The organism is Pseudomonas floridensis, from assembly GCF_002087235.1.
Lineage (GTDB): Bacteria > Pseudomonadota > Gammaproteobacteria > Pseudomonadales > Pseudomonadaceae > Aquipseudomonas > Aquipseudomonas floridensis.
Genome location: NZ_MUIO01000002.1, coordinates 244,495 through 267,720, shown reverse-complemented (window position 1 = coordinate 267,720; position 23,226 = coordinate 244,495). Strand labels below are relative to the sequence as shown.

Below are 23,226 nucleotides of genomic sequence, written 5' to 3'. Positions count from 1 at the left end.
TGACGCAGAATAGCACTGCTACGCCGCCCGGATGCGAACGCAAATCACTGAATATTTCCCTCGTCGCGCTTTATAGTTTTGTTACACTGCGGGCCTGATAAGGATTATCAAGGGAAGTAGATATGGAAGTCGCGTGCGTCAAGCAGCGGCCTGCAGGCCGTCGCGCCCAGGCTGGTTTTACCCTGATCGAAATCATGGTTGTGGTGGTCATTCTGGGGATTCTGGCGGCCATCGTGGTGCCCAAGGTGCTGGATCGCCCCGACCAGGCCCGCGCCACTGCCGCCAGGCAAGACATCGCCGGCCTGATGCAGGCCCTCAAGCTCTATCGTCTCGATCACGGCAGCTATCCGAACCAGAATCAGGGCCTCAAGGTTCTGGTGGAACGCCCTGCGAACGTCAACAAAAGTAACTGGCGCTCGTATCTCGAACGCCTGCCCAATGACCCGTGGGGTCGGCCCTACAATTACCTGAATCCTGGTGTCAACGGCGAGGTGGACATCTTTTCCCTCGGTGCCGATGGCCAGCCGGATGGCGACGGTGTGAACGCCGATATCGGCTCCTGGCAGCTTTAAGCGCTGCCATGAAAAAGCTCATTTTCACGTCGCCCGGGCAGCGCGGCTCGGCGATTATCAGCGCGTTGCTGATTGCCGCGATCGTGGCCGTGATCGCGGCCGGTATGCTCACTCGTCAGGGTGTGCTGACCCGAAGCCTTGAGGCCGAGCAGTCCCGCGTGCAGGGCAGCGAGCTGCTGCTGGGCGGGCTCGAAGTCAGTCGTCAATTGCTTTGGGACTCCCGCCAGCGCGACCCGCTGACACGCCTGGACCAGCCGTGGGCCAAGCCGATCGGCAGCGACTCGCAGGGTGTTTTACAGGGTGATTTCGAAGGCCAGTTGCAGGATCAGCAGGGCAAATTCAACCTGCGCAACCTGCTGACCAACCAGCAACTGGATGTCGGACAGCAACGCAGCTTCGAGCGGTTATGCGAAATGATCGGCATCGACGTGGCGCTTGCTCAACGCATCAGCCAGCGAGTGATCACGTCTTATCCAAGGCTTCTGTCATCACCTGTGGCAACCGGTGCCGCCAGCAGCTTCGACAGCGGCCGGGTGACATCGCCCGCGTCCGCGCAAACGCTGCTTCCCGCCACACAGCCGATGCTGCGCAGCCTGGAAGATCTGCGTGGCGTGGCAGGTCTGAACGAGGCTTCGCTGGCGCGTCTGGATCACTACGTGAGTGTGCTGCCGAGCAACACCTGGGTGAACGGCAACACTGCCAGCGCTGAAGTGCTGGCGGCGGTCATTCCCGGCTTGTCGCTGTCCAGGGCGCAGACTGTTGTGTCCGAGCGTGATCGGGGGCTGTGGTTCGTCAATCGTGGCGATCTGGTCAACCGGCTGCGTGTGCCGAAGCTGACCGTCGATCATCTCAACGTCGGGATTACCAGCGAGTGGTTCATGTTGCGAGGCCAGGCGCGTGCGCAGCAACGTCAGGTCAGAATTCAGGCGTTGCTGCATCGGGTAGGCGACTCGATTCCGCGGGTCATCTGGTCACGGGTGGGCATATGAGTCGCGTGAGAGTGGCTCTGCCGCCGTTGACGTCGCTGACTCGTGACACCGAGCTTGAGTACGTGCGGCTGGATCGTGCGGGCCGAAACGTCGAGTGCGGGCGCAGCACGTTGGCAGCGTTAGCCGCGGGCAAAAAACCGCCGATGGTTGAGTGCTATCTGCACCCGCTGGACAGCGTAATCACGTTTATCGATCTGCCACCGCTGTCCGGGTCGCGTCTCAAAGCGGCCGTCACCTGTGCCGCACAAGCAATGATGCTCGGCAACAGTGAGCGGATGCACCTCGCTCACAGCACGCGCAATGCCGAAGGTCGGGTGCACCTTGCCTGGCTGCCGAAGGCCGCGCTGGTTCCGCTGATCGAGCTGTTGCGCCAGATGCGCCTGCCGTTACGCGGGCTGCATGCGGCGCCGTTCGGCTTGGCGGTGCCTGTGCCTGGGCAGGTCAGCGCTTGTCGGCTGGACGATCATTGGTTACTGCGTTACGGCGCCGATCATGCGGTGGTGCAACCAGGCCTTGAGTCCAGCCTGGAAGACGGACCCGGTGAGCGACTGGTGTTGGGTTATGAGGTTCGCCGCGTTGAGCACCTGTCGGCGCAACAGTATTTGAGTGGTGAGACGCCGGGCTGGGGGCTGCATGAGGGGCTTGAACGCGGAGCCGCGCAGACTTCCCGCTGGACGCCCGCCCTGATCTGCTGCGTGCTGGCGGCGGTGGTGTGGATCTCGGGCCTCAACCTGTATGCCGCTCGCGAAGCGGCTCAAGGACAGGCACTGAAAGCCGGGATGAGTCAGCGTGTCAAACAGGCATTTCCGGGGCTGCCGGTGATTCTCAATCCCTTGCAACAGGCGCGTCAGCAACTGGCTGCGCGGCAAGGTGGAACGGGCGGCGATTCCGGCCAGCGCTTCAATCAATTGCTGCAACAGGCCGCCGAGGGGCTGCCTTTCATGGCGGGCAGCGTGCAAAGCCTCACGTTTTCCGAGGATCAACTGCGTCTGCAACTGTTGGCCGAAACGCCGCAGGTGCCTATCGATGGTGCCTTGCAGGAAGCGTTGAAGCAGGTGGGCCTGAGCGTCAGTCGCGAGGACCGTCTGTGGACGCTGAGTCCGTTGGCCGAGTCGGCAAGCCATGAGGGCGATGGCAGCGGGGCTGACGACCATGAGTAGATCGGCGCTGGGCCTTGCGCAAGCCCGCTGGCGTGGATTGCATCTGCGTGCCAAAGGCACGTGGTCGGGCCTGACGCGTAGAGAACGGCAACTGATCAGCAGTGCCGGGCTGGTGCTGCTGGGGCTGCTGGTATGGCTGCTGTTGATTCAGCCGCCGCTGAAGAGCATCGCCTACTGGCATACCGAGACTCCCAAACTGCGTACACAAAGCCAGACCCTGGACGAACTGTTGCAACAGGTGTCGATGCCGGTGTCGCGAGTACCTGGACAAGACTTGGAGCAGGCATTACGAGACAGTCTTGACGGCGCCGGGCTCAAGGGCCGCTATCGATTAGAGGTTACAGCTCCAGACAGCGATTCGGGGTGGCAACTGACGTTCGAACAGGCATCGGCCGATGTGGTGATGGAATGGTTGCTGGAGCAGCCAGGACAGTTTTCGTTACAGGTTACAGAGGCCCGTCTGCAGCGCGCAGACGAGCCTTCCGCTCAAGTCTCGGCAGGTCGCCTGTCCGGGATCGTTCGCATGGATCAGGCGCCGGGCGCTAAGGAAGCTTTATGAAGTGGTCAGGCTTCAATGACATGCGTCAATGTCGCAAGGTGTTGCCTTTCATGCTGCTGGCGCTGAGTGCGTGCAGCAGCTCATCCCCGACACAACCGTTGCTGGTGGACAGTGAACTGGGGCAACCCTTGGCCAGCACGCAACGCAGCGGTGACGCGCTGCTCGACCGGCAACGCGGGCAGGCCGACACGGCGCGCGCGCCCAGGGTGCAGCATCCGGTCAACGCGCCGCATCGGCAGGCCGGTGCCCGCAGCCAGGCCGCAGCACGCAGCGTGCTCGGCAATCAGCCGGTGCAACTCAATTTCGTGGACGCCGATATTCAGGCGGTCGTGCGAGCCTTGTCTCGCTCGACCGGCCAACAGTTTTTGCTGGACCCGCGGGTCACCGGCTCCCTGACGCTGGTCAGCGAAGGACAGGTTCCGGCGGTTCAGGCGTACGACATGTTGTTGTCGGCATTGCGCATGCAGGGTTTCAGCGTGGTCGATGTCGGCGGCGTCGCGCATGTGGTGCCCGAGGCAGATGCCAAGCTGCTGGGCGGTCCGATCTACAGTCCTGACAAACCCGCCGCCAATGGCATGTTGACCCGCACCTTTCGCCTGCAGTACGAGAACGCGGTCAACCTGATCCCAGTGCTGCGGCCCATCGTGTCGCCGAACAATCCGATCAACGCCTATCCGGGCAACAACACCATCGTGGTCACTGATTATGCCGAGAACCTGACGCGGGTCGCGCAGATCATCGACGGCATCGACACGCCCAGTGCCATCGATACCGATGTGGTGTCGGTCCACAACGGCATTGCCGTGGATATTGCCGGCATGGTGAGTGAGTTGCTGGACACTCAGGGCGGAGATCCGACCCAGAAAATCAGTGTGGTCGGCGACCCGCGCTCCAATGCCATCATCATTCGGGCGGGCAGCCCGGAACGCACCGAGCTGGCGCGCAACCTGATCTATAAACTGGACAACGCCCAGAGCAATCCCAGCAACCTGCACGTGGTCTATCTGCGTAACGCTCAGGCCGGCAAGCTGGCCCAGGCCTTACGCGGGTTGTTGACCGGCGAAAGCGACAGCGGCATGCCTGACAGTGCACGCGCGATGCTCAGCGGCATGGGCGGTTCGGTCAACAAAAGTGACGGGCAGGGCGCCAACGGTACTTCATCCGGCAGCGGCAACGTCAGCAGCACAGGCAGTAGCGGCTACGGACAAAGCGGCGGCACGAGCAGCGGCACCGCTCTTGGCGGTCAGCAGACCGATCAGAACACAGCCTTCACGGCTGGCGGCGTGACCATCCAGGCTGACGCGACCACCAACACCTTGCTGATCTCGGCGCCCGAACCGCTGTATCGTAATCTGCGTGAAGTGATCGACCAGCTCGACCAGCGTCGTGCTCAGGTGGTCATCGAAAGCCTGATCGTCGAAGTGAGTGAGGACGATGCCAGCGAATTCGGTGTGCAATGGCAGACCGGCAACCTGAGTGGCAGCGGCGTTTTCGGCGGTGCCAATCTGGGCGGTACCGGGCTGGTCAGCAGTCCGGCCAGCCCGACCAGCATCGACGTTCTGCCACAGGGCTTGAATGTCGGTGTGGTAAAGGGCTCGGTGACCATCCCCGGCATCGGTGAGGTGCTGGACCTCAAGGTTCTGGCGCGGGCGCTGAAGAGCAAAGGCGGCAGCAATGTGTTGTCCACCCCGAACCTGCTGACCCTGGACAACGAAGCCGCCAGCATCTTTGTCGGTCAGACCATTCCCTTCGTCACCGGCAGTTACGTGACCGGTGGAGGCGGCACCAGCAACAACCCGTTCCAGACCGTGGAGCGTGAAGAAGTCGGCCTGAAGCTCAATGTGCGTCCGCAGATTTCCGAGGGTGGCACGGTCAAGCTGGATATCTACCAGGAAGTGAGCAGCGTCGATCAGCGGGCGTCGCTCGAGGCGGGCACGGTGACCAACAAGCGTGCCATTGACACCAGTATCCTGCTCGACGACGGGCAGATCATGGTACTGGGCGGATTGCTTCAGGACGGCTACAACCAGAGCAATGACGCAGTGCCGTGGCTGTCGAACATTCCGGTGCTGGGCGTGCTGTTCCGCAACGAGCGGCGACAGCTCACCAAGACTAACCTGATGGTGTTTCTGCGTCCCTATATCATTCGCGACAGTGGCGCCGGGCGCAGCATCACCCTCAACCGTTACGATTACATGCGCCGCGCGCAAGGCAGCTTGCAGCCGGAGCGCAACTGGGCCTTGCCAGACATGCAGGCGCCGCAGCTGCCGTCGGCGGCCAAGGCGATACCCGAGTCATTGCCGGCGCGGGGCCAGATGCCACGGGCCACCATTCGGGCCGTTCCCGTACCGGCCCCGTTGCCATGAACGCCTTGCCGTACGCCTGGGCCAAGGCGCAGCGTCTTCTGTTGCGCCACGACGAGCAGGGGGCGGTGCTGGTCATGTGCCAGTCAACGCCCGGCTGGGCGATCAATGAGGCACGGCGGCAATTCGGTCCGGTACGTCTTGAGCGTGTCGACGACGCACAGATGGACGGATTGCTGACCGCGGCCTACGCCGACACCGGCAGCGCTGCCGCCGTAGTCGGCGCGGCAGAGAGTGAAGCAGACCTCGACCGCTTGATGCAGGACATCCCTGAAATCACCGATCTGCTGGATGCACAGGACGGCGCACCGGTGATCCGCATGATCAATGCGCTGTTCACTCAGGCCGCCCGGGACGAAGCCAGCGACATTCACATCGAGCCCTACGAAAGTCACTCGGTTGTACGCTATCGGGTCGACGGCACGTTGCGCGATGTGGTGTCGCCGCGCAAGGCACTGCACGGTTCGCTGGTGTCGCGGATCAAGATCATGGCTCAACTGGACATTGCCGAAAAACGCCTGCCGCAGGACGGACGGATTGCGCTGCGGGTGGCCGGGCGACCGATCGACATTCGTGTTTCCACGGTGCCCACCGGTCATGGGGAGCGGGTGGTCATGCGGCTTCTCGACAAACAGGCCGGGCGCCTGCAACTGGAAACTCTGGGCATGGACCCTGACCTGTTGGCCAGGCTCGACAACCTCATTCGTCAGCCACATGGCATCGTGCTGGTCACCGGGCCGACCGGCAGCGGCAAGACCACCAGTCTGTACGCGGCGCTGGCGCGGCTGGACGCCAGCACCAGCAATATCCTGACCGTCGAGGACCCGGTCGAGTATGACCTGCCGGGCATCAGCCAGATTCAGGTCAACACGCGCATCGACATGTCGTTCGCGTTGGCCCTGCGCGCCATTCTGCGTCAGGATCCGGACATCATCATGATCGGCGAAATCCGCGACCTCGAAACCGCGCAGATTGCGGTGCAGGCGTCGCTGACCGGGCACCTGGTGCTGGCGACCCTGCACACCAACGATTCGGTGTCGGCGGTCAATCGGCTGGTCGACATGGGCGTCGAGCCGTTTCTGCTGGCGTCATCGCTGCTCGGCGTGCTGGCTCAGCGTCTGGTGCGCCGTCTTTGCGTGCAGTGTCGGCAGGAAGATCCCGCGCTACCGGGCAGTTGGCGTCCTGTGGGATGTGCCGCTTGTAACCAGATCGGTTACAGCGGCAGGACCGGAATTCACGAACTGTTCTGTGTTGACGATCAGGTTCGCAGCCTGATCCACAGCGGCGCCGATGAGCAGGCGCTGCGTGGCGCGGCAAGGCGCGCAGGCATGTTGAGCATGCGTGAGGACGGTGGTCGCTGGGTCCGCAGCGGCACCACGGCGCCGGAAGAAATTCTTCGCGTGACACGGGACGTCTGATGAATCGCTATCGCTACGAAGCCGCCGATGCACACGGCAAGATCGAATCCGGGCATCTGGAGGCCGACAGCCAGAACGCCGCGTTTACTGTGCTGCGTGGCCGTGGCCTGACCGCGTTGCAGGTCGAGGTCGAGACGGTGCGGGCCGGGAGCGGCGGGCGAGGGGTATTCAGCGCCAGGCTGTCGGACACCGATCTGGCGTCGGTCACCCGGCAACTGGCGAGCCTGCTGGGCGCGGGCCTGCCGCTGGAAGAGGCGCTGAGCGCGACGCTGGAGCAGGCCGAGCGCAAGCACATCATTCAGACCCTTGGCGCCGTGCGCAGCGATATTCGCGGCGGCATGCGACTGGCCGAAGCGCTTGCTGCGCGTCCCGGTGATTTTCCGGACATTTACCGGGCCTTGATTGCCGCCGGTGAAGAGTCCGGCGACCTGGCGCAGGTGATGGAGCGCCTGGCCGATTACATCGAAGAGCGCAACGGCCTGCGGAGCAAGATTCTCACGGCGTTCATCTATCCCGGGGTCGTGGGGCTGGTGTCGATTGCCATCGTGATCTTTCTGTTGAGTTACGTAGTGCCGCAGGTGGTCAGCGCATTCTCCCAGGCGCGTCAGGATCTGCCGGGCCTGACGCTGGCCATGCTCAATGCCAGCGACTTCATCCGCGGCTGGGGCTGGCTGTGTCTGGTCTGTCTGGTGGTCGGTGCATGGGGCTGGCGAATGTACCTGCGCAATCCGGCCGCTCGTTTGAGCTGGCACGCCCGGGTTCTGCGATTACCCTTGATCGGGCGTTTCGTGCTGGGCCTCAATACGGCACGCTTTGCCTCGACCCTGGCGATTCTTGGCGGCGCGGGCGTGCCGCTATTGCGCGCACTGGACGCGGCGCGTCAGACCCTGTCCAACGACCGCCTGAGCCAGAGCGTCACCGAGGCCACCGCCAAAGTGCGCGAAGGTGTGAATCTGGCTGCCGCGTTGCGCGTGGAGAAGGTCTTTCCGCCATTGCTGATTCACCTGATCGCCAGCGGCGAGAAGACCGGTGCGTTGCCGCCGATGCTGGAGCGCGCCGCGCAAACCCTGTCTCGTGACATCGAACGCCGCGCCATGGGTATGACCGCCTTGCTCGAACCGCTGATGATCGTGGTCATGGGCGGCGTGGTGCTGGTCATAGTGCTGGCGGTTCTGCTGCCGATCATTGAAATCAATCAACTGGTTGACTAAGCCATGAAAAGGCCCTCGATCAAGAGGGCCTTTTGCGCAGCGGGTTAGACGTGATGTCAGATCTTGCCGGCGCCAGCCTTGGCCTTGACGTCGGCCGCCACTTTGTCTGCGGCCAGCGGGCTGTAGCTGTAAGGCGGGGTCCAACCGATGCTGTCGGTCCAGGCGCAGTTCAGCGCGCTGCCGTTCAACCGCGAGCCAGTGTCGCGGTACACGCTTCCACCGTAATCACCGGCAATCTTGTCGCAACCGCTGATACCGCTTATTTCGAACGCATTGCGCTCCGAGAAGATCTTCGAACCCTTGCCCACGCCGTGAGCGTAGGAGAACGGATAGATCTTATGGCTGGTGCTGCCCACATGATAGTTGTTGTACAGATGCACCTGGCCGAAGCGAACACGCGGTGCGCGTGCGGAGATGTTTTCGAACAGGGTGTTGTGGATGGTGACCTTGAGTTTGCCGTCATCGGTGGTGCGGCTGTCGCTAGAACCGATCAGGTTGTTCTTCTCGTGATTCTTGAAGATTGAATACGAGATGGTGACGTAGTTCGCGCCGTTCTTCACATCCAGCGCGCCGTCGTGGTGCTGCTTGGGACGACCATTGGCAGTGCCGTTCTGGTCATCGGTGCGGCGGCCATCGGTGAAGGTCACGTGGTCGACCCATACGTTATTGGCACCTTCGACGGTCAGGCTGTCGTATTCGGAGTTCCAGTTGCCCGCGCTGCCGTCATCGGCATCCCAGATCGGCTCCGGATCCCAAGGGTTTTCGATGGTGAGGTTGCGAATGATCACGTCGTTTTCTTTGGCATAGAAGAAACCCTCACGGATTTCCGCACTGCTGCTGGTGCCCACGATGGTGGTCTTGCCTGGAATGTCCAGACGGCCTCGCGCTTTCATGTCCGAGGTCTTGGTGTAAGGCTTGCCCTCGCTGACGTCAATCAGGCCGGTAATCTTGATGATCCGGCCGTTGCTGCCCACCGAGGCGGACAGTGCGGCTTTCAGTTCGGCGGCATTCTTGACGGTGTAGATATTGTTCGCGGCGGCTCTGGAACCGCCTTTGGTGCCACCGTTCTGAGTGGCCCAGCCGGTGGTGGCTACGTCGGTGGCAATATCGGCATGAGCGGAAAGGCTGACCAGCATCAGTGAGCCAAATAGCCCGCTGGCGAATTTGAGTGACCGGTTATATTGAGACTTAACCATTTAATCTGATCCTTGATTAATTTGAGGTACAACCCGCAGAGGCAACTGCGTGTCTCACCAGCAAACGTCCATTTGCTATGGATGCGGCGCAAACAATCCGTTTGCTGCCGGGTGAATATAAATGACAGAAAAGTTAATTGAAGCGTTGTATGACGACATTTCCGGTAAGAGAGAATTATTGCTAGTCACGTCATCATTTAAGACGAGTAAGTGGCCCGTCTGAGCGGACTTGAGGTCTGTAAAAGTAAGGGGGTGAACGCAAGCACCTAAAAAAAGACGTTTTTTTGTCGGAGGCAGTGCAGTCACGCTAGGAGTGCGCGCATTTGCCTCTTCAGGGCCGGTATGACGTCAGGTAAGGATTTTGCAGGTTATACCCGTTTGAAATGTGAGCAGGAACGAGGGTTTATGCGCGCTCATTCTTTAGTCGAGCAAAGACCGCCAGCGTTTAGTGCATACTTCGATGGTGTTGAGAAATCACGCAAAGAGCATATGGAAGGTCAAAGAAATCGCTGCACTTACGCCAGATGAATAGGCAGTTATTGACAGGCTGAATAATGAGGCTGTGCTGAGCGTTACAGTATGACTTGCTTATACTGAGTGTCAGGTAGGTATTGATTCGGAAGAGAACGGGCGAATGCGTTTCGATCAGGCTTCAGTCGCGCCGGTTTCGCTGGTGTCAATGCGTCCCAGTATTCGCAGGTAGAGCTTCATGCAGGTGCCGCTGCCTTGAGCGGTCTCGACCCGCACACCGCCACCGGCGTTGACGGCAAATTCCTGCACTTGCGCCAGTCCGAGCCCGGTGCCGAGTCCGGTCTTTTTGGTGGTGAAGAACGGTTCGAAGATCCGCGATGTCAGTTCGGCAGGCATGCCCGGCCCATCGTCGCTCACGCTGATGACCAGGTAATCGCCTTCAGGCAGGCGCAGGTCGTCGGCGATCGTTTCCATGTGTGTCGCGATGCAGGCATGGCCCGGTCCCGACATGGCGTCCCGTGCGTTGGCGAGCAGGTTCAGAATGGCTGCATGCAGTTGGGTTTCGACACAGAGCACACCCCAACCTCTGGCCGTCAGGTCGAACGACAGCGTCATCTCGTCGCCTACCGAGCGCAGCAACAGGTCCTGCGCCGCTTCGAGTCGCTCGCTCACATCGATGCAAATCAGTTCCGGTCCGTCCTGACGCACGCTGGACAGCAGGCGGCTGACCAATTGACGGCCATGCTCCACCGCCTGCAGCCCGGTGTCGCTGAGGCTTTCCACGTCGGCCGGACGCCGTGCCCTCATGCGGATCAGTTGCAGGCTGGCGCTCAGTGCCTGAAGCAGGTTATTGAAGTCATGCGCAATGCTGGCTGTCAGCATGCCCAGTGAAGAGACCCGCTGTGAATGGCGCAGATTCTTTTCGGTGGCGCGGTTGTGGCCTTGTGCATTCTCCAGTTCCCGGGTCAACGCTGCGGCCCGTTGTTCGTGCTGTTCGCCCAACATACGCAGTTGCATCAGGGCCGCTGTCTGGCGCGCCAGGGCTTGCAGCCCGTGGCGCTGCGAATCGCTGAGGCTGCGTGGTTCGGTGTCGATCACACAAACCGTGCCCATTGGCAGCCCTGAATCGCTGCAGATGGGGGCTCCGGCATAAAAACGGATGTGAGGCGGGCCGAGAACCAGTGCGCTATGTTCGAAGCGAGGATCGAGTGTAGCGTCCTCAACGACCAGCACATCCGTCGGCGCCAGAATCGCGTGGGCGCAGAACGCGAGGTCGCGGTGGGTCTCGCGCACATCCAGACCGATGCACGCCTTGAACCATTGGCGTTCACGATCCACCAGCGAGACCATTGCGATCGGTACATTGCACAGCGTGGTCGCCAACAGCACGACATCGTCGAAGCCTTGTTCAGGCGCGCTGTCCAGAATGCCGAGATGCTCCAGCGACAGGATTCGATCTGCCTCATTGGCCGGAAAGGGAGCAGGGCGGTGAGTCATCGGAGAGCATCGCGGCGAGGGCAAAATGTGGCGGTATGATGCCTGTACAGTCGAGACGACAGCAAGCGACTTCCGAACGCCTGTTGTGGGGCTTGCAGCTTTGGATAAGGTCTGGTTATCTCAACTGTCCATCTGCCTTGAGGCTTCAGCATGTCATCTGCCGCGACCCGCCCGCCATCACCACCGTTTACCCGCGAATCCGCCATCGAAAAGGTCCGTCTGGCCGAAGATGGCTGGAACAGCCGCGATCCCGAGAAAGTCTCGCTGGCCTACACACCGGACACTCACTGGCGTAATCGCGCCGAATTCATTACCGACCGCGAACAGGCCAGGCAGTTTCTGGCGCGTAAATGGGCGAAGGAGCTGGACTACCGGCTGATCAAGGAACTCTGGGCATTCGATGGCAACCGCATCGCGGTCCGTTACGCGTATGAGTGGCACGACGATTCGGGCAACTGGTTTCGCTCGTACGGTAACGAAAACTGGGAATTCAACGATGACGGGCTGATGGCCAGTCGTTTTGCCTGTATCAACGACCTGCCTATTCAGGCCTCCGAGCGCAAATACCACTGGCCCCTTGGCCGCCGCCCGGATGATCATCCGGGGCTGTCGGAGTTGGGGTTGTGAGCTCCGGGCGACGCGAAGCTATTTGACCAGTCGTTTTTCCCTGGACGGCCGATAGCCGAAGAATGAGCTGTAACATTTGCTGAAATGGCTCGGCGAAACGAAGCCGCAGGCGACTAGCACTTCCAGCTGGGACATTTCAGTGTGTTGCAACAATCTGCGCGCTTCGGTGATGCGTAACTCCAGGTAGTAGCGTTGCGGCGTGGTGCCTAATTGCTCGCGGAACAGGCGCTCGACCTGGCGTCGCGAGCGACCCGAGTAGACCGCCAACTGTTCCAGCTCCAGAGGCTCTTCGAGGTTGGCATCCATCAGCTTCACGACCTCTTTCAGCGGAGCGCTGACAGACAGATGCACGCTTGGCTTGACCCGTCGATAGCGTGATTCCTCAAAGCACAGAATGTCTTCGATGCCTTCCACCAGCGCTTTGTCGTGCAGGCACTTGATCCATCCCAGCACCAGATGAAAAGCGCCGGTCGGGCTGGAAGCGGTGAGCCGGTCCCGATCAATCACGTAAGGTTCGCTGGTGACATGCGTGACCCTGGCAAGCTCGGCCAGGGCAGGGCGATGCTCGGGATGAATGGCACAACGATAACCTTCAAGCAGGCCTGCCGCGCCCAGAAACCAGGCTCCGTTCCAGAGTCCGGCCAAGGCAGCACCGTGTTCAGCGGCCATCCGGAGCAGGTCGATCAGTTTACTGTCTGCCTTGAGCTCTGTCCGGTAGCCACCGCAGACGACCAGCAGGTCGACGTTCTGGACATTTTTCGCTTCCAGGCATCGGTCCGGTCGAATGACCAATCCCAGATCGCTGATGACTTCGCCCGGCCGCAGACCCAGCGTCATGGAAGAAAACAGTTTGGGGCGCAGCAGATTGGCCGTGACGATCGTATCCAGCGCTTGAGTGAAGGCGGGCAGCGAAAAATGTTCGAGTAGCAGGAAGGCGACACGGGTAAGCGGCTTTTGCTCATGAACACCGTCACCCAGGTAGCGAAGGTTCTTGCCTCGCATGGCGCTGCTGAATTGTCGTCGTGCAATCACCGTTCTTTTCACCTTATGCTGCTGAAGTCGTCACTTGCCGGGTTACGCCGACGGTCGTATCAGAGCCGCCGCATCCAGGCCGCGTCTAGCCCTCGCGACCGGCCCGCAGGGCCTGCCAGCCTATCACCGAGCTGCCCCCCAGTCTGGTCAGCAGCTTGGCGGGCAGCTTGCTGGGGCCAGGCGAGCTACTGAATTCATCAAGAAATCCAGAGTGTGTGCCGGTTGCCAGTTCCGCCGCCATGACGCCCGCCAAGGTGCTTTTAACGGTCCCCAGACCATTTTCGCAACAGGCCGAATAAAGATTTTCCTCGATCTCGCCAAGCGCCGGGGCGCTGTTGCGGCTCAGGCACAGCCGACCCGCCCAACTGAACTCCAGGGGTACTGCTTTCAGTGCCGGGAAGCGTGCGTCCAGTGATACGCGCTGTTCACGTGCAACGTTCGCGACCCGCTGCGGCGTCACCTGAATACTGGGATCATAAGTGAATCGGGTGCAGATCAGTACCGACGATGAGAGCGCTCAAAACCCGAAAGTGCACAATGGTGAGAACTCGGCAGCCGATATCAGGCGCCATGCCGCCGAATGGATTGTGGCGCACCGTGCGGCTTACGACGGCTGGCTGGTCGACGCACGTTCTGCCGCCCGATAACCGCTTTTCAACTAAGTACCGGCAGTGCGTAAGGACACTGAGGTCCGAACGCATTGCCGGTGATTGAGCTGCTTACAGCTCTTTTTTCAAATGCTTTTCGATTTGCTCGAGTGATTTGCCTTTGGTCTCGGGCAGGCACAGGAAGACGAACACCAGCGAGCCGATATTAATAGCTGCGAACACGAAGAACGTCGGGTTGCCGATGACATCGACCGCGATGGGGAATGCGAAGGCGACCGAGGCGTTGAACAACCATTGCATCGACACGGCAACGCCGGTCAGCAAGCCGCGAACCTGCATCGGGAACAGCTCCGACATGAGCAGCCAGTAAACCGGTGAGATACACATCTGCATGAACAGCAGAAACACCAGAATGCAGGCGAGGGCGGCGTAGCTCTGCGTCAGGTTCTGAGGCATGAATTGCAGCACGCAACCGAGCGCCGCCTGCATCAGGATGACCATGACCAGGCCTGTCATCAGCAAGTGACGGCGGCCATAACGGCCAATTGCCCAGATGCCCAGCAGCGTGGCGATGACCGAGACCACGCCGTTGCCGATCGTTGCGGTCAGCGCGGCATTGGTGCCCATGCCGGTATTCTTGAGAATGATCGGCGTGTAGTACATGAACGCGTTGACGCCGGTGAACTGCGCGGTGAAGCCCAGACCCACACCGATCAGCAGCAGCTTGATCACCCAACTCTGACGCAGCAGATCCTTGACGGCAGGGCGGTTGCGCGCCTGCTCGTCCTGAGCCTTCATCTCATCGACTTCGCGTTGCGCGTCTTCCTTGGTGTCACGCAGTTTCTCCAGCACATCCTGAGCGTCGTCGAAGCGTCCCTTGGAGGCCAGCCAGCGTGGGGAGGGCGGTACGAAGAAGGTTCCGACCAGCAGCAGCACGCCCGGAATCATCGCGATGGCGAGCATGTAGCGCCAGATGCCCGGCGTATGCATCAACGCCGCCAGCACGGCACTCAATACGTAAGCCAGCAACTGGCCGCTGACGATCATCAGTTCATTGCGACTGACCAGTCGGGCGCGCCGCGACGGCCCGGCAATCTCGGCGATGAACACCGGCACTGTTGCAGAGCCGCCACCGACGGCAATGCCCAACAGAAAACGCGCGGCGATCATGAACGGGATCGAGGGTGCGGTGGCGGTGCCCAGTGCGCCAACGATGAACAGGAGTGACAACAGACGCAGTGTTACGCGGCGACCGTAGCGATCTGAGATGTAACCGCTGGCAAGTGAGCCGAAGGCGGCACCGACGATCAAGGACGCGGTGACGAGGCCTTCGCTGAACGCGTTCAGGCCCAACCCGCCCTGATCGACAGGCAGGGTCATGAACGGCAGTGCGCCGGCGATGATGCCGGTGTCGTACCCGAAGGCGAGTGCGCCCATCGTTGCCACAAGTACTGAAATGAAGATCAGGCGGCCGGGAGAGGCCTGTTTTCGACCCTGCCGATCAGCCGCTGTCGAGGTGATGCTTGAAGACATGAATATAAAGTCCTTCACGTGGAACCAGCGTCGTGCCAGTACAGATGTGAGGCTTAGGGCGATGTCGGCGGTATGAGTTCCCTAAGAAAGGAAAATCGTTTCAGCTTATGTATTGGGTCTGTTTCCGGGAGGCGCCGTGTGGTCTGGTCGAGGCCTTGTCGTGCGGCGTGTCGAGTGCAAGGCTTTCAAAGCCTACATGAATGGCTGGAAGCCCGCTCCAGCCGTTCATGCATTGCGGAGAGCCTGTGTGGTGCCGCGCGTCAGCCCAGGCGGCCTTCCTTTCGCAGATGAGCGCCGATGCGCTGGATCTCCGCTTCCCCTTGTTCCAGCGCGGCTTTGCTGGTGTGTACGGAGTAATAACCCAGCACCAGATCATGGGGATGCCTGATGGCAGAGCCCAGGACGAACGAGGTATCCCCCCGTGCCACGAGATCGATCGCCCGGTCCGAATTCTCGAAGACCGCCAGTTCACCCGCAAGAATCGGGGCGTCGGCTTCCAGTTGCCCGGTGTTAACCGCTAGCCAGCCGACGGTATGGCCGTCCGGTGGCGTGTAGCGCCAGTGCTCGCCGTCCTTCAGGTTGACCGCGAGGTAGTTCATGCCCTCCGGAGCCGGAATGCTGCTCTTCGCTGCCCCGTATTGCCCCAGCAAAACGCGGGCAGGGCCTTCTTCAGCCACTTGTGCGGCCGCCAGATAAACACTGAGCGGCGGGCCGTTTTCCAGCGCGGCTGGCAGGGCCACCCAGAGCTGGAACCCTGCCATTGAAGAGCCGCTGACTGCATTGCCGGTGTGCCATACGCCGTTGCCCGCACTCATCCATTCCACGCCGCCTTTGGGCAGCACGCCGGATTTGCCAGTGGTGTCCTCATAGGTCACTTCGCCTTCGATCAGGTAAGTGAGCGTCGCGATGCCGGAGTGGGGATGCATGCCAAAGCCTTTCTGATCCGGTTCGGGCTTGAAATTGAAATGGTCGAGAAACACAAAAGGCTTGAGATGTTGACCGAGGTCGCCGGGACTCATCAAACGGGTTATCGGCCCTTGGCGGGTGCCTTTGGTGCGGTGAATGATGCCGCGCGGCTTGGTGTTGACGGTGACGCTGACTGCTGCTGTGCGTGCCATTGACAGATCCTCTCGATTGGCTTTATCGCCTTGAGCCCCAGCATATGCGCCGATCGATTGGTTGATTAGTTGGTGTAGTTGGATTTAACTGATCCATTATTCAATGTAATGAGCTGCTCACATGCTGGATCTCAACGATGTCGCGCTGTTCGTCCAGGTCGCTCGTAGCGGCAGTTTCGCGCAGGCGGCCAGGCAGCTTGGCGTGCCGTCCAATACGGTGAGTCGACGAGTGCAGCAACTGGAAGCGCATCTGGGCGCACGACTGCTGCAGCGTTCCACCCGTAAACTGGTACTGACGCAGACGGGACAGGTGTTTTTTGACCGCTGCATGGGCCCGGTGGACGGCCTGATCGACGCCGGAGAACAACTGCTGACAGGTGGTGAGCTGCCCAGCGGCAAGGTGCGTATTGCGGCGATGGCCGACTTCTTCGATTTCTTCCCCATGCCGTGGGTCGCTGATTTTCTGGCGCGCTACCCCAAGGTGCACTTGGAGTTCGTACTCGATGATGCCCGCTCGGATCTTATCGCAGATCGTCTGGACATCGCCTTCAGAGGAGGGCCGATGCTCGACTCGGCGTACGTCGGGCGTCAGTTGATCGAGTCGGGAACGGAGGGGATGGTCGCCAGCCCTTCTTATCTGAAGGCCAATGGCGTGCCTGACGCTCTGGAGGCCTTGAGCGGGCATTATTGCGTAAGCGTGGGTCATCCGAGTGACTTGACCACCTGGAAACTGTGGGGAACGGATGGCGCTGAACATGAGGTGCAACTTGCCAGTCGTTTCAATGCCAATACCGCCCAGGCATTGCGCCGCGCCACGCTGGCGGGTCTCGGCATCGCGCTGTTGCCAGCGACCCTGATCAGCGCCGACCTCGACGCGGGGCGCCTTGTGCCGGTACTGCCTGGCTACCAGCGCACCAGCCATGGTTTGCACGTCTTGTACCCCAGCCGCCAACATCTGCCGCTGGCGGTCGCAGCATTTATCGAACTGGTCATGGAGAAGCTGCGGATGAACGAGTTTCCCGCGCATCCACCGACCTGAAGGACCGGGCGGCTGATCGCGTCTTACCCGATTTCAGCTTCATCAGCCCTTGGACCACCTGGTCGTTCATGCAGGGCGTTTCGGCGCCGGTGCCTGAATCGTCAGGCTCGCCGACTTTCATGTCGGCCAGGACATCAGGTCCGTGGCGCCCGTGCCATTGCTCGAAACGAAAGGTGCAGTACGCAGGCAGTCGAGCCCGTTTACCTGCTATACCCGGACAGAAAACGCCTCAGTGCGCGGATCAGAGCATTCATCGATTTTTTCCAGAGCAAGTGGCAAGAGCATCCTTGGAAAAGGCATGAGCCTCAGGCGGTTTCTTTCGAAAAAGGCCGCCTGTTGCGCGTGATCACGATCTCCAGGTATTCCGCTGGCACAACCAATGGCGTTTCCTTGCCGGACCGGTTCATCCGGACAAGCAATTCGGTGAGCTCGCGGGTCAGCCTGTCGGCCTGATCTTCGGAAAGCGCCTTGAAGGCTTTGTGCATCGGCCCGTACCAGTCGCGGAACACTTCGATGAAGTGTCTGGCTGACCGGTAGCGAAAGTTGAATTGTCTCGGGATTGCCCGAACGTCAGCCGCGTGGTGGATGAACAATTCGTGCAGATGCCCTTTGATGCCCCAATCCGAAGGTCTGGCCGCTCCGTCAGGAGATGGCAGGTAACGTCCCAGCGTCGAGAACAGTTGGCCGACGAAGCCTTCGGGCGTCCAGCAAGTCAGGCCGATCCGTCCCGAGGGGCGGCAGACACGTGCCAGTTCTGCGGCAGCCTGTTTCTGATCAGGGGTGAACATTACGCCGAAGGTCGACAACACCGCGTCGAAGGTTGCGTCCTCGAAGGGCAGGGCCTCCGCGTCGGCTTCTTGAAACGCGACATCGAAATGTTCCGCACGCGCCCGTTCCCGGCCGCGCTCCAGCAGTGCGCAAACGTAATCGGTGGAGGTCACTTTGCAGCCTCGACGGGCGGCAGCAAGCGTTGCGTTGCCATTTCCGGCAGCGACATCCAGAACGATTTCGTCGTAGTTAAGGTCGCAGGATTCAGCCAATAGTTCGCCTGTGAGAGTTAGCGTGGTGCCGATGACGGTGTAGTCGCCACTGCTCCAGGCTTCTTTCTGCTTGCCCTTCATGGCGCGCAGATCGAGTGGGGTATGCATGATGGGTGTCCTTTCCTGGCAGGTTGCGGGGCGAGAACCCTTGGCTGCGAAGATCGACAACGAGATGGCATGAGGACGGATCAACCGGGCGATTCAAGGGCGCCCGGTGCGTGGGGGACTCGCTAGGCCGTTATCAAGCATAGCGGCGGAGAAGACAGGCGATGGTGCGAAAATGACTGAGCGGTGATTTCTTCCAGCCCGGCTTTGTAACCGGATTCTACAGCGCTATCGCAACCGTGATGTCATATAGATCAGACGTACGGCGGCAATGGTAATCGCCTCGGCATCGCGTTTGATGGTTTCAAGATGGGAGACGTCGAGATCGTCATCATCGGAGCGTGCCTCGACGAGCCGGGTCACGTGGTAAAGGTTTTGTGTCACCTCATGCAGGCTGCCATGCAGGCGCCCGATGACGCGATTCAACCGTTCAGAATGGGTGTTTCCATGGGCCTCGGTCTGAGGCGTGGAGCGCTCCAGGCTAAACCCGGTGACCACATAACTGACATCGATGCCAGCATCCGAAATACGCGCCAGGTAGTCGGCTCTTGGTGAGCGTATACCGTTTTCATAGTTGCCCTGGGCATTGGTTTCTACTCCCCCTATGGCACCCAGTGCGCTCTGGGAGAGTTTCAAACGCAGTCGTTCCCGTTTAAGGCGTGGACCAATTCCTGTCATAAATCTGTCCTCAAGAAACCGCCCGCCGAGTGTTCACGGCAGTGCTGCAATAATGAAGGTTTGCCAACAGACGTATGTGACAGCGACCGGGACAGTGCCCGGATCCAATACGCCGCAAAGCGTGTACTCGAACCTCAGACTGGCGCCTGAAATGCTGGCACAGTGTAATGGATGATTTAAACGGAGTGATACTGTTTTGTACCAAGTTGAACGACCTGAAACCGTACCGGATGCGACGCGAACTAGCGATATCAGGCATCAGTGAGGCCGTTGCGGCCTCGGTTGACAGGTCGGTCAGAGGCAGCGTGAGGCGGGTTGTTGCGACCAGCGTTCGGCGGTGCCCGCAATCTTCTCGGCCAGCCTGCCGACGGCTTTCTGATGAGCGATTATCAGGCTTTCCATTCCGGGCCCGGCCTGTTCGCGGATAACGCTGCTGCAGGTCAGGTTGGTTCGCTTGCTGCCCGCCGTAGCTCCCGCACTGCGCTGGCTCAGCGTCCATACCACATCGATCAGTGCGTAGCTGCCGGGAACCGACTCGAAGCGACGCACGTCCGTGCGCACGGACAGCACCGGCTGTTCGGTATTCTTGGGGAGACCGGCCATGTCGCGGCTGCCGAAACGCTGTTCGAGTTGAGGCGTCAGGGCGTCGTGAAATTCGTCACCCAGCGGCGAACCCCAGCGTTCGGTGTCCAGAATGGCCAGGCTGCCATCACCCTGGCGTATCACCAGCGGCGGCTGGTCGACTTGCACGGGCATGATGACCGGGAGCATTTCGAACTGAAACGGTGCGGGCTGATTCGCAGTGGCTGTGGTGGAAGTCATCGGCGCGATCAGCGTGTAGTAATGAGTCGGCGTCGACGAGCAGGCGCTGATGCCCAGCGCTGCAGTCAATACGGCCAGTTTCAGGCGCAGGGTCATTGGTCAGGCTCCGCAATGGCTCGGGATGAAGAAGGGGCGTTGAACGAGCGAGGGGCGGCATCGCCCGTACGACCGCGTATCAGCGATTCGGGGTGGCGGCTGAGGAAGTCGGTCAGCACACGAACCGAGCGTGCGGTGCGTTGCACTTCATCCATGGCCTGGCCCAGTTGCTGGCGGGCCGGAGAGTCTTCGGCGAACGAATCGTTGGCAGTGCCGAGGGTCTTTTCGGCCTGCTGCAGGGTGCCACGCATCTGCGGCAGAATGCTGCTGTTGACCTGTTTGAGGGTTTTTTGCAATTCGCTCAGGCTGCCATTGAGGTTATTGGCCAACTGGTCGATGGGCATCTTGCTGAGTTTCTCAACGAATGCCTGCAATTGCTCCTGCAATTTATCGAAGCTGCCAGGAACCGTTGGAATCTCCAGCGGACGGGCTTTGGGGTTGAATGTCACTTTTGGCGCCTTTGGATCGAATTCCATGGCGATGTACAGCTGACCTGTCAACAGGTTGCCGTTACGAACCTGCGCCCGCAGACCGTTGCTGACGAACGCGCCCAGCACCCGGGCAGATTGCTCCTCTTCATCGCCTGTGCCGCCCAGCTCCTTGAGCTTGGTTTCGGCTGCACCCAGACGCTTGGGATAGATGACTGCGCCAACGATGCCGGGGAAGCTTTTGGTCGCCGGATCGTAGTCCAGGTCCACCGAAACGACTTTACCGATATTGACGCCGAGGAAATCGACCGGCGAATTGACCGTCAGCCCGCGCAGGGACTGGTTGAAGCGCATGCGAATGTAGCGCGGCTCACCATCTGGCGGCGCCAGTGCGGTAGCCTGGTCCTCGAAGATTCGGAACTCGGCATTCTCGTCCGCCAGCTTGGAATCCGGACTCCAGTTGGGTTCGCGAAATGCGACGCCGCCAGAGAGGATCGAGGTTAGCGACTGAGTGTTGATCTTCAGGCCGGACGCGCCCACCGACACATCCACGCCGCTGGCATTCCAGAACCGCGTGTCGGTGGTGATGTATTGATCGTTCGGTGAATTGATGAAGATCTGGATATCGACGCCACGGCCGTCCTTGGACAGGTCATAGCCAACTACCTGGCCGACCTGAATGCGCCGGAAATAGATGGGTGAGCCGATGTCCAGTGACCCCAGATCATCGGTGTGCAGGATGAAACGCTTGCCTTTTTCACCGAATGTCACAGGCGGTGGTGTTTCCAGGCCGGTGAAATCGTTCTTGGTGTCCTGAGCGCTGCCAGCATCCGCGCCGATGAATGCGCCTGAAAGCAGGGTATCAACGCCCGACACGCCGTGTGCGCCGATGCGTGGTCGCACCACCCAGAACTGGCTGTCGATGCGGGTGAACGGTTGCGCGGTGTTGTTGAGCTCAATGGTCGCCAGCACATGGGTGCGATCGTCACTCAGGGTGATGTCCGTCACCATGCCGATGACCACGTTCTTGTACTTGACCTGAGTCTTGTTCGCTTCCAGGCCTTCGGCCGTGAGAAAGCTGACGGTGATTCTCGGCCCGATGTTCATCCAGTCATGAAAGGCCATGGACAGGCCGATCAGCGCCGCGACGATGGGCACCAGCCATATCAGCGAGATGCGCACGCGGCGGCGTTTGACCTCGGGACGCGGCATCGAAGCCGAAGGGGGGAGGGTATTGTCAGACATCTTCAACCTCTGCGTCCCAGATAAGCCGGGGATCGAAACTCATGGCGGCGATCATCGTCATCACCACAACCAAACCAAAAAACAGAATGCCGATCCGGGGCTCGATGGTGCTCAGCTCTCGAAACTGCACAAGGGATGCCACGAGGGCGACGACCAGCACATCGAGCATCGACCAGTAGCCGATCAGTTCGATGAACCGGTAAAGACGGGCACGTTCGCGCATGGCCCAGCGACTGCGACGCTGGCAGGTGATCAGCAGCATGCCGAGGACCAGGAACTTGATACAGGGCACGACCACGCTGGCCACGAAGATCAGAATCGCGATGTCCCACGAGCCGCTTTCGAAGAACTCGATGACGCCGCTCATGATGGTGTTCTGGCTGCTGTTGCCCAGCAGGCTGGTGTACATCACCGGCAATGCGTTGGCCGGAATGTAGAAGATCAGCGCGGCGATCAGGTAGGCCCAGGTCCGTTTGATGCTGTCGGGCTTGCGCCGGTGCACGGGCGAGTCGCAGCGCGGGCAGCGGGTGGCGTCTTCCTGGCACGCGTAACCGCAGGTATGACACAGGCACAGCTTGTGTTCGTGGGCGAAGGGGATGCCATTCATTCAGGCTGGACTCCCAGCTCGTCCCACAGGCGGCGGATATCTTTGTTGGCGACCAGCAGAATCAGGACCATCAGCATGGCCATCGCCCAGAGCCCGACGCCGGGGTGTACGTCCAGCATGCCCGCCAGCTTGATGATCGCAACCAGAATACCGAGCATGCAGACTTCCAGCATGCTCCAGGGGCGCAAGTGTTCCAGTGCGCGCATGCAGGTCTTGAAACCTGGGGCGATGATGCCCCTGTTGGCGTGCAGCAGCACCCACAGCAGCAGTGCAATTTGCAGCAGGGGCGCGAAGATGATGGCGACGCCTGTGACCAGTGCGATGATGGTGATTCGGCCTTGAGCCAGTGCTTCTACCGATTGCCAGAGCGTGACCTCGTTGGTCAGGCCTTTCATGCTGATGCTGATCACCGGGAAGATATTGGCGAACACAAAGAACAGGGCTGCGGCGATGGTCAGCGCCAGCAACTGCTCGATGGTCATGCGTCGACCTCGACCGAGTACCGCTCGACAGCGAAGGCAGAAGGCCGCTTCGCCAGGTTTCAGCGGCTGGGCCTCATACAGCGAATCGCAGTGTTCGCAGATGATCAGGTCAGGGGAGTGTCTAGTGGGATGCACAGTGCTCATCGACGCCGTTGATGCAGATGTCTGGGTTATGAATGCGAGGTCCGGAAAGATACCTCGTTATGGGCTTTCGGTGTTTTTTTCTGTGCGTCCAGTAACGATTTGACCGGATGCAGAATTGACCGCTGAGCCTGGCGGTGGTTCCGATGTCATAGGGCTATTATTCAGGCGTTGGATGCAGTCGATCGA

At 60.5% G+C, this 23,226-nt stretch carries 20 protein-coding genes and 2 pseudogenes; 10 read left to right on the top strand and 12 right to left on the bottom strand.

Translation table 11 applies throughout. The features are described 5' to 3' along the window. The first annotated feature begins 122 nt into the window (after positions 1 to 122). The 7 genes from gspG to gspF are packed head-to-tail and all read left to right on the top strand — an operon-like array spanning position 123 to position 8,272. On the top strand, positions 123 to 572 hold the full coding sequence (gene gspG, locus BZK31_RS01340; protein WP_083180949.1) for a type II secretion system major pseudopilin GspG: 450 nt from the start codon (positions 123 to 125) through the stop codon (positions 570 to 572). 8 nt (positions 573 to 580) lie between these two features. Then, the gene (gene gspK / locus BZK31_RS01335) at positions 581 to 1,561 is read left to right on the top strand and encodes a type II secretion system minor pseudopilin GspK (protein WP_083180948.1); all 981 of its coding nucleotides are present in this window, start codon (positions 581 to 583) and stop codon (positions 1,559 to 1,561) included. Further along, positions 1,558 to 2,721 carry a type II secretion system protein GspL gene (gene gspL, locus BZK31_RS01330; RefSeq protein WP_083180947.1) on the top strand — a complete coding sequence of 388 codons (1,164 nt, stop codon included), beginning with the start codon at positions 1,558 to 1,560 and terminating at the stop codon, positions 2,719 to 2,721. Before gspK ends, gspL begins: the two co-directional genes overlap by 4 nt. Beyond that, positions 2,714 to 3,280, top strand: a complete 567-nt coding sequence (gspM, locus tag BZK31_RS01325) for a type II secretion system protein GspM (protein ID WP_083180971.1) — start codon at positions 2,714 to 2,716, stop codon at positions 3,278 to 3,280. Before gspL ends, gspM begins: the two co-directional genes overlap by 8 nt. After that, positions 3,277 to 5,646 (top strand): type II secretion system secretin GspD, encoded by a 2,370-nt coding sequence (gene gspD / locus BZK31_RS01320; RefSeq protein ID WP_083180946.1) that lies wholly within the window; start codon positions 3,277 to 3,279, stop codon positions 5,644 to 5,646. The genes gspM and gspD overlap by 4 nt, the downstream gene beginning before the upstream one ends. Continuing rightward, a complete protein-coding gene (gspE, locus tag BZK31_RS01315) occupies positions 5,643 to 7,061 on the top strand; it encodes a type II secretion system ATPase GspE (RefSeq protein ID WP_083180945.1) in 1,419 nt (472 codons plus the stop codon). Before gspD ends, gspE begins: the two co-directional genes overlap by 4 nt. Continuing rightward, entirely contained in the window at positions 7,061 to 8,272 is a 1,212-nt protein-coding gene (gene gspF / locus BZK31_RS01310) for a type II secretion system inner membrane protein GspF (RefSeq protein ID WP_083180944.1), read from the top strand. Before gspE ends, gspF begins: the two co-directional genes overlap by 1 nt. Before the next feature lie 56 nt (positions 8,273 to 8,328). On the opposite strand, the gene BZK31_RS01305 is transcribed toward gspF, so the two are convergent. Together BZK31_RS01305 and BZK31_RS01300 are read right to left on the bottom strand one after the other, a co-directional pair. Next, positions 8,329 to 9,468 (bottom strand): pectate lyase family protein, encoded by a 1,140-nt coding sequence (locus BZK31_RS01305; RefSeq protein ID WP_083180943.1) that lies wholly within the window; start codon positions 9,466 to 9,468, stop codon positions 8,329 to 8,331. 645 nt (positions 9,469 to 10,113) lie between these two features. Next, positions 10,114 to 11,436 (bottom strand): sensor histidine kinase, encoded by a 1,323-nt coding sequence (locus BZK31_RS01300; RefSeq protein WP_083180942.1) that lies wholly within the window; start codon positions 11,434 to 11,436, stop codon positions 10,114 to 10,116. A 150-nt stretch (positions 11,437 to 11,586) separates the two neighbouring features. Here BZK31_RS01300 and BZK31_RS01295 point away from each other — a divergent pair, with 150 nt between their 5' ends. Next, positions 11,587 to 12,063 carry a nuclear transport factor 2 family protein gene (locus BZK31_RS01295; protein WP_083180941.1) on the top strand — a complete coding sequence of 159 codons (477 nt, stop codon included), beginning with the start codon at positions 11,587 to 11,589 and terminating at the stop codon, positions 12,061 to 12,063. Between the two features lie 18 nt (positions 12,064 to 12,081). On the opposite strand, the gene BZK31_RS01290 is transcribed toward BZK31_RS01295, so the two are convergent. Together BZK31_RS01290 and BZK31_RS01285 are read right to left on the bottom strand one after the other, a co-directional pair. Continuing rightward, the gene (locus BZK31_RS01290; protein ID WP_083180940.1) at positions 12,082 to 13,065 is read right to left on the bottom strand and encodes a GlxA family transcriptional regulator; all 984 of its coding nucleotides are present in this window, start codon (positions 13,063 to 13,065) and stop codon (positions 12,082 to 12,084) included. A gap of 115 nt (positions 13,066 to 13,180) precedes the next feature. Beyond that, a pseudogene (locus BZK31_RS01285) lies at positions 13,181 to 13,591 on the bottom strand (FAD-dependent oxidoreductase); the annotation flags it as partial. Here BZK31_RS01285 and proX point away from each other — a divergent pair. Further along, a pseudogene (proX, locus tag BZK31_RS01280) lies at positions 13,587 to 13,742 on the top strand (glycine betaine/L-proline ABC transporter substrate-binding protein ProX); the annotation flags it as partial. The pseudogenes BZK31_RS01285 and proX overlap by 5 nt on opposite strands. Positions 13,743 to 13,814: 72 nt before the next feature. On the opposite strand, the gene BZK31_RS01275 reads toward proX, so the two are convergent. Together BZK31_RS01275 and BZK31_RS01270 are read right to left on the bottom strand one after the other, a co-directional pair. Further along, positions 13,815 to 15,236 carry a sugar porter family MFS transporter gene (locus BZK31_RS01275; RefSeq protein ID WP_083180939.1) on the bottom strand — a complete coding sequence of 474 codons (1,422 nt, stop codon included), beginning with the start codon at positions 15,234 to 15,236 and terminating at the stop codon, positions 13,815 to 13,817. A 260-nt stretch (positions 15,237 to 15,496) separates the two neighbouring features. Beyond that, positions 15,497 to 16,354: a pirin family protein gene (locus BZK31_RS01270; RefSeq protein ID WP_083180938.1), complete on the bottom strand. Its 858-nt coding sequence runs from the start codon at positions 16,352 to 16,354 to the stop codon at positions 15,497 to 15,499. A 121-nt stretch (positions 16,355 to 16,475) separates the two neighbouring features. Between BZK31_RS01270 and BZK31_RS01265 the strand changes: the two genes are divergently transcribed. Then, positions 16,476 to 17,393, top strand: a complete 918-nt coding sequence (locus tag BZK31_RS01265) for a LysR family transcriptional regulator (RefSeq protein ID WP_083180937.1) — start codon at positions 16,476 to 16,478, stop codon at positions 17,391 to 17,393. A gap of 305 nt (positions 17,394 to 17,698) precedes the next feature. On the opposite strand, the gene BZK31_RS01260 is transcribed toward BZK31_RS01265, so the two are convergent. The 6 genes from BZK31_RS01260 to BZK31_RS01235 form a co-directional block, all read right to left on the bottom strand. Further along, positions 17,699 to 18,541 (bottom strand): class I SAM-dependent methyltransferase, encoded by an 843-nt coding sequence (locus tag BZK31_RS01260; RefSeq protein WP_083180936.1) that lies wholly within the window; start codon positions 18,539 to 18,541, stop codon positions 17,699 to 17,701. Between the two features lie 225 nt (positions 18,542 to 18,766). After that, positions 18,767 to 19,216 (bottom strand): helix-turn-helix domain-containing protein, encoded by a 450-nt coding sequence (locus tag BZK31_RS01255; RefSeq protein WP_083180935.1) that lies wholly within the window; start codon positions 19,214 to 19,216, stop codon positions 18,767 to 18,769. Between the two features lie 294 nt (positions 19,217 to 19,510). After that, positions 19,511 to 20,134, bottom strand: a complete 624-nt coding sequence (locus BZK31_RS01250; protein ID WP_083180934.1) for a PqiC family protein — start codon at positions 20,132 to 20,134, stop codon at positions 19,511 to 19,513. Next, positions 20,131 to 21,807, bottom strand: a complete 1,677-nt coding sequence (locus BZK31_RS01245; RefSeq protein ID WP_083180933.1) for a PqiB family protein — start codon at positions 21,805 to 21,807, stop codon at positions 20,131 to 20,133. The genes BZK31_RS01250 and BZK31_RS01245 overlap by 4 nt, the downstream gene beginning before the upstream one ends. Then, positions 21,800 to 22,414 carry a paraquat-inducible protein A gene (locus BZK31_RS01240; RefSeq protein ID WP_083180932.1) on the bottom strand — a complete coding sequence of 205 codons (615 nt, stop codon included), beginning with the start codon at positions 22,412 to 22,414 and terminating at the stop codon, positions 21,800 to 21,802. The genes BZK31_RS01245 and BZK31_RS01240 overlap by 8 nt, the downstream gene beginning before the upstream one ends. Further along, positions 22,411 to 23,040, bottom strand: coding sequence for a paraquat-inducible protein A (locus BZK31_RS01235; RefSeq protein WP_083180931.1), 630 nt, complete (start codon positions 23,038 to 23,040; stop codon positions 22,411 to 22,413). Before BZK31_RS01235 ends, BZK31_RS01240 begins: the two co-directional genes overlap by 4 nt. Positions 23,041 to 23,226: the final 186 nt, after the last annotated feature.

Excerpts from the sequence above, each read along its gene's own strand:
- BZK31_RS01240 (WP_083180932.1), bottom strand. The coding sequence starts at position 22,414 with ATGAATGGCATCCCCTTCGCCCACGAACACAAGCTGTGCCTGTGTCAT.
- BZK31_RS01290 (WP_083180940.1), bottom strand. The coding sequence starts at position 13,065 with ATGCGAGGCAAGAACCTTCGCTACCTGGGTGACGGTGTTCATGAGCAA.
- BZK31_RS01265 (WP_083180937.1), top strand. The coding sequence starts at position 16,476 with ATGCTGGATCTCAACGATGTCGCGCTGTTCGTCCAGGTCGCTCGTAGC.
- BZK31_RS01260 (WP_083180936.1), bottom strand. The coding sequence starts at position 18,541 with ATGCATACCCCACTCGATCTGCGCGCCATGAAGGGCAAGCAGAAAGAA.
- gspE (WP_083180945.1), top strand. The coding sequence starts at position 5,643 with ATGAACGCCTTGCCGTACGCCTGGGCCAAGGCGCAGCGTCTTCTGTTG.
- BZK31_RS01295 (WP_083180941.1), top strand. The coding sequence starts at position 11,587 with ATGTCATCTGCCGCGACCCGCCCGCCATCACCACCGTTTACCCGCGAA.
- BZK31_RS01305 (WP_083180943.1), bottom strand. The coding sequence starts at position 9,468 with ATGGTTAAGTCTCAATATAACCGGTCACTCAAATTCGCCAGCGGGCTA.
- gspM (WP_083180971.1), top strand. The coding sequence starts at position 2,714 with ATGAGTAGATCGGCGCTGGGCCTTGCGCAAGCCCGCTGGCGTGGATTG.
- BZK31_RS01235 (WP_083180931.1), bottom strand. The coding sequence starts at position 23,040 with ATGAGCACTGTGCATCCCACTAGACACTCCCCTGACCTGATCATCTGC.
- BZK31_RS01255 (WP_083180935.1), bottom strand. The coding sequence starts at position 19,216 with ATGACAGGAATTGGTCCACGCCTTAAACGGGAACGACTGCGTTTGAAA.
- gspL (WP_083180947.1), top strand. The coding sequence starts at position 1,558 with ATGAGTCGCGTGAGAGTGGCTCTGCCGCCGTTGACGTCGCTGACTCGT.
- BZK31_RS01250 (WP_083180934.1), bottom strand. The coding sequence starts at position 20,134 with ATGACCCTGCGCCTGAAACTGGCCGTATTGACTGCAGCGCTGGGCATC.
- gspF (WP_083180944.1), top strand. The coding sequence starts at position 7,061 with ATGAATCGCTATCGCTACGAAGCCGCCGATGCACACGGCAAGATCGAA.
- BZK31_RS01300 (WP_083180942.1), bottom strand. The coding sequence starts at position 11,436 with ATGACTCACCGCCCTGCTCCCTTTCCGGCCAATGAGGCAGATCGAATC.
- gspK (WP_083180948.1), top strand. The coding sequence starts at position 581 with ATGAAAAAGCTCATTTTCACGTCGCCCGGGCAGCGCGGCTCGGCGATT.
- BZK31_RS01270 (WP_083180938.1), bottom strand. The coding sequence starts at position 16,354 with ATGGCACGCACAGCAGCAGTCAGCGTCACCGTCAACACCAAGCCGCGC.
- BZK31_RS01245 (WP_083180933.1), bottom strand. The coding sequence starts at position 21,807 with ATGTCTGACAATACCCTCCCCCCTTCGGCTTCGATGCCGCGTCCCGAG.
- BZK31_RS01275 (WP_083180939.1), bottom strand. The coding sequence starts at position 15,236 with ATGTCTTCAAGCATCACCTCGACAGCGGCTGATCGGCAGGGTCGAAAA.
- gspG (WP_083180949.1), top strand. The coding sequence starts at position 123 with ATGGAAGTCGCGTGCGTCAAGCAGCGGCCTGCAGGCCGTCGCGCCCAG.
- gspD (WP_083180946.1), top strand. The coding sequence starts at position 3,277 with ATGAAGTGGTCAGGCTTCAATGACATGCGTCAATGTCGCAAGGTGTTG.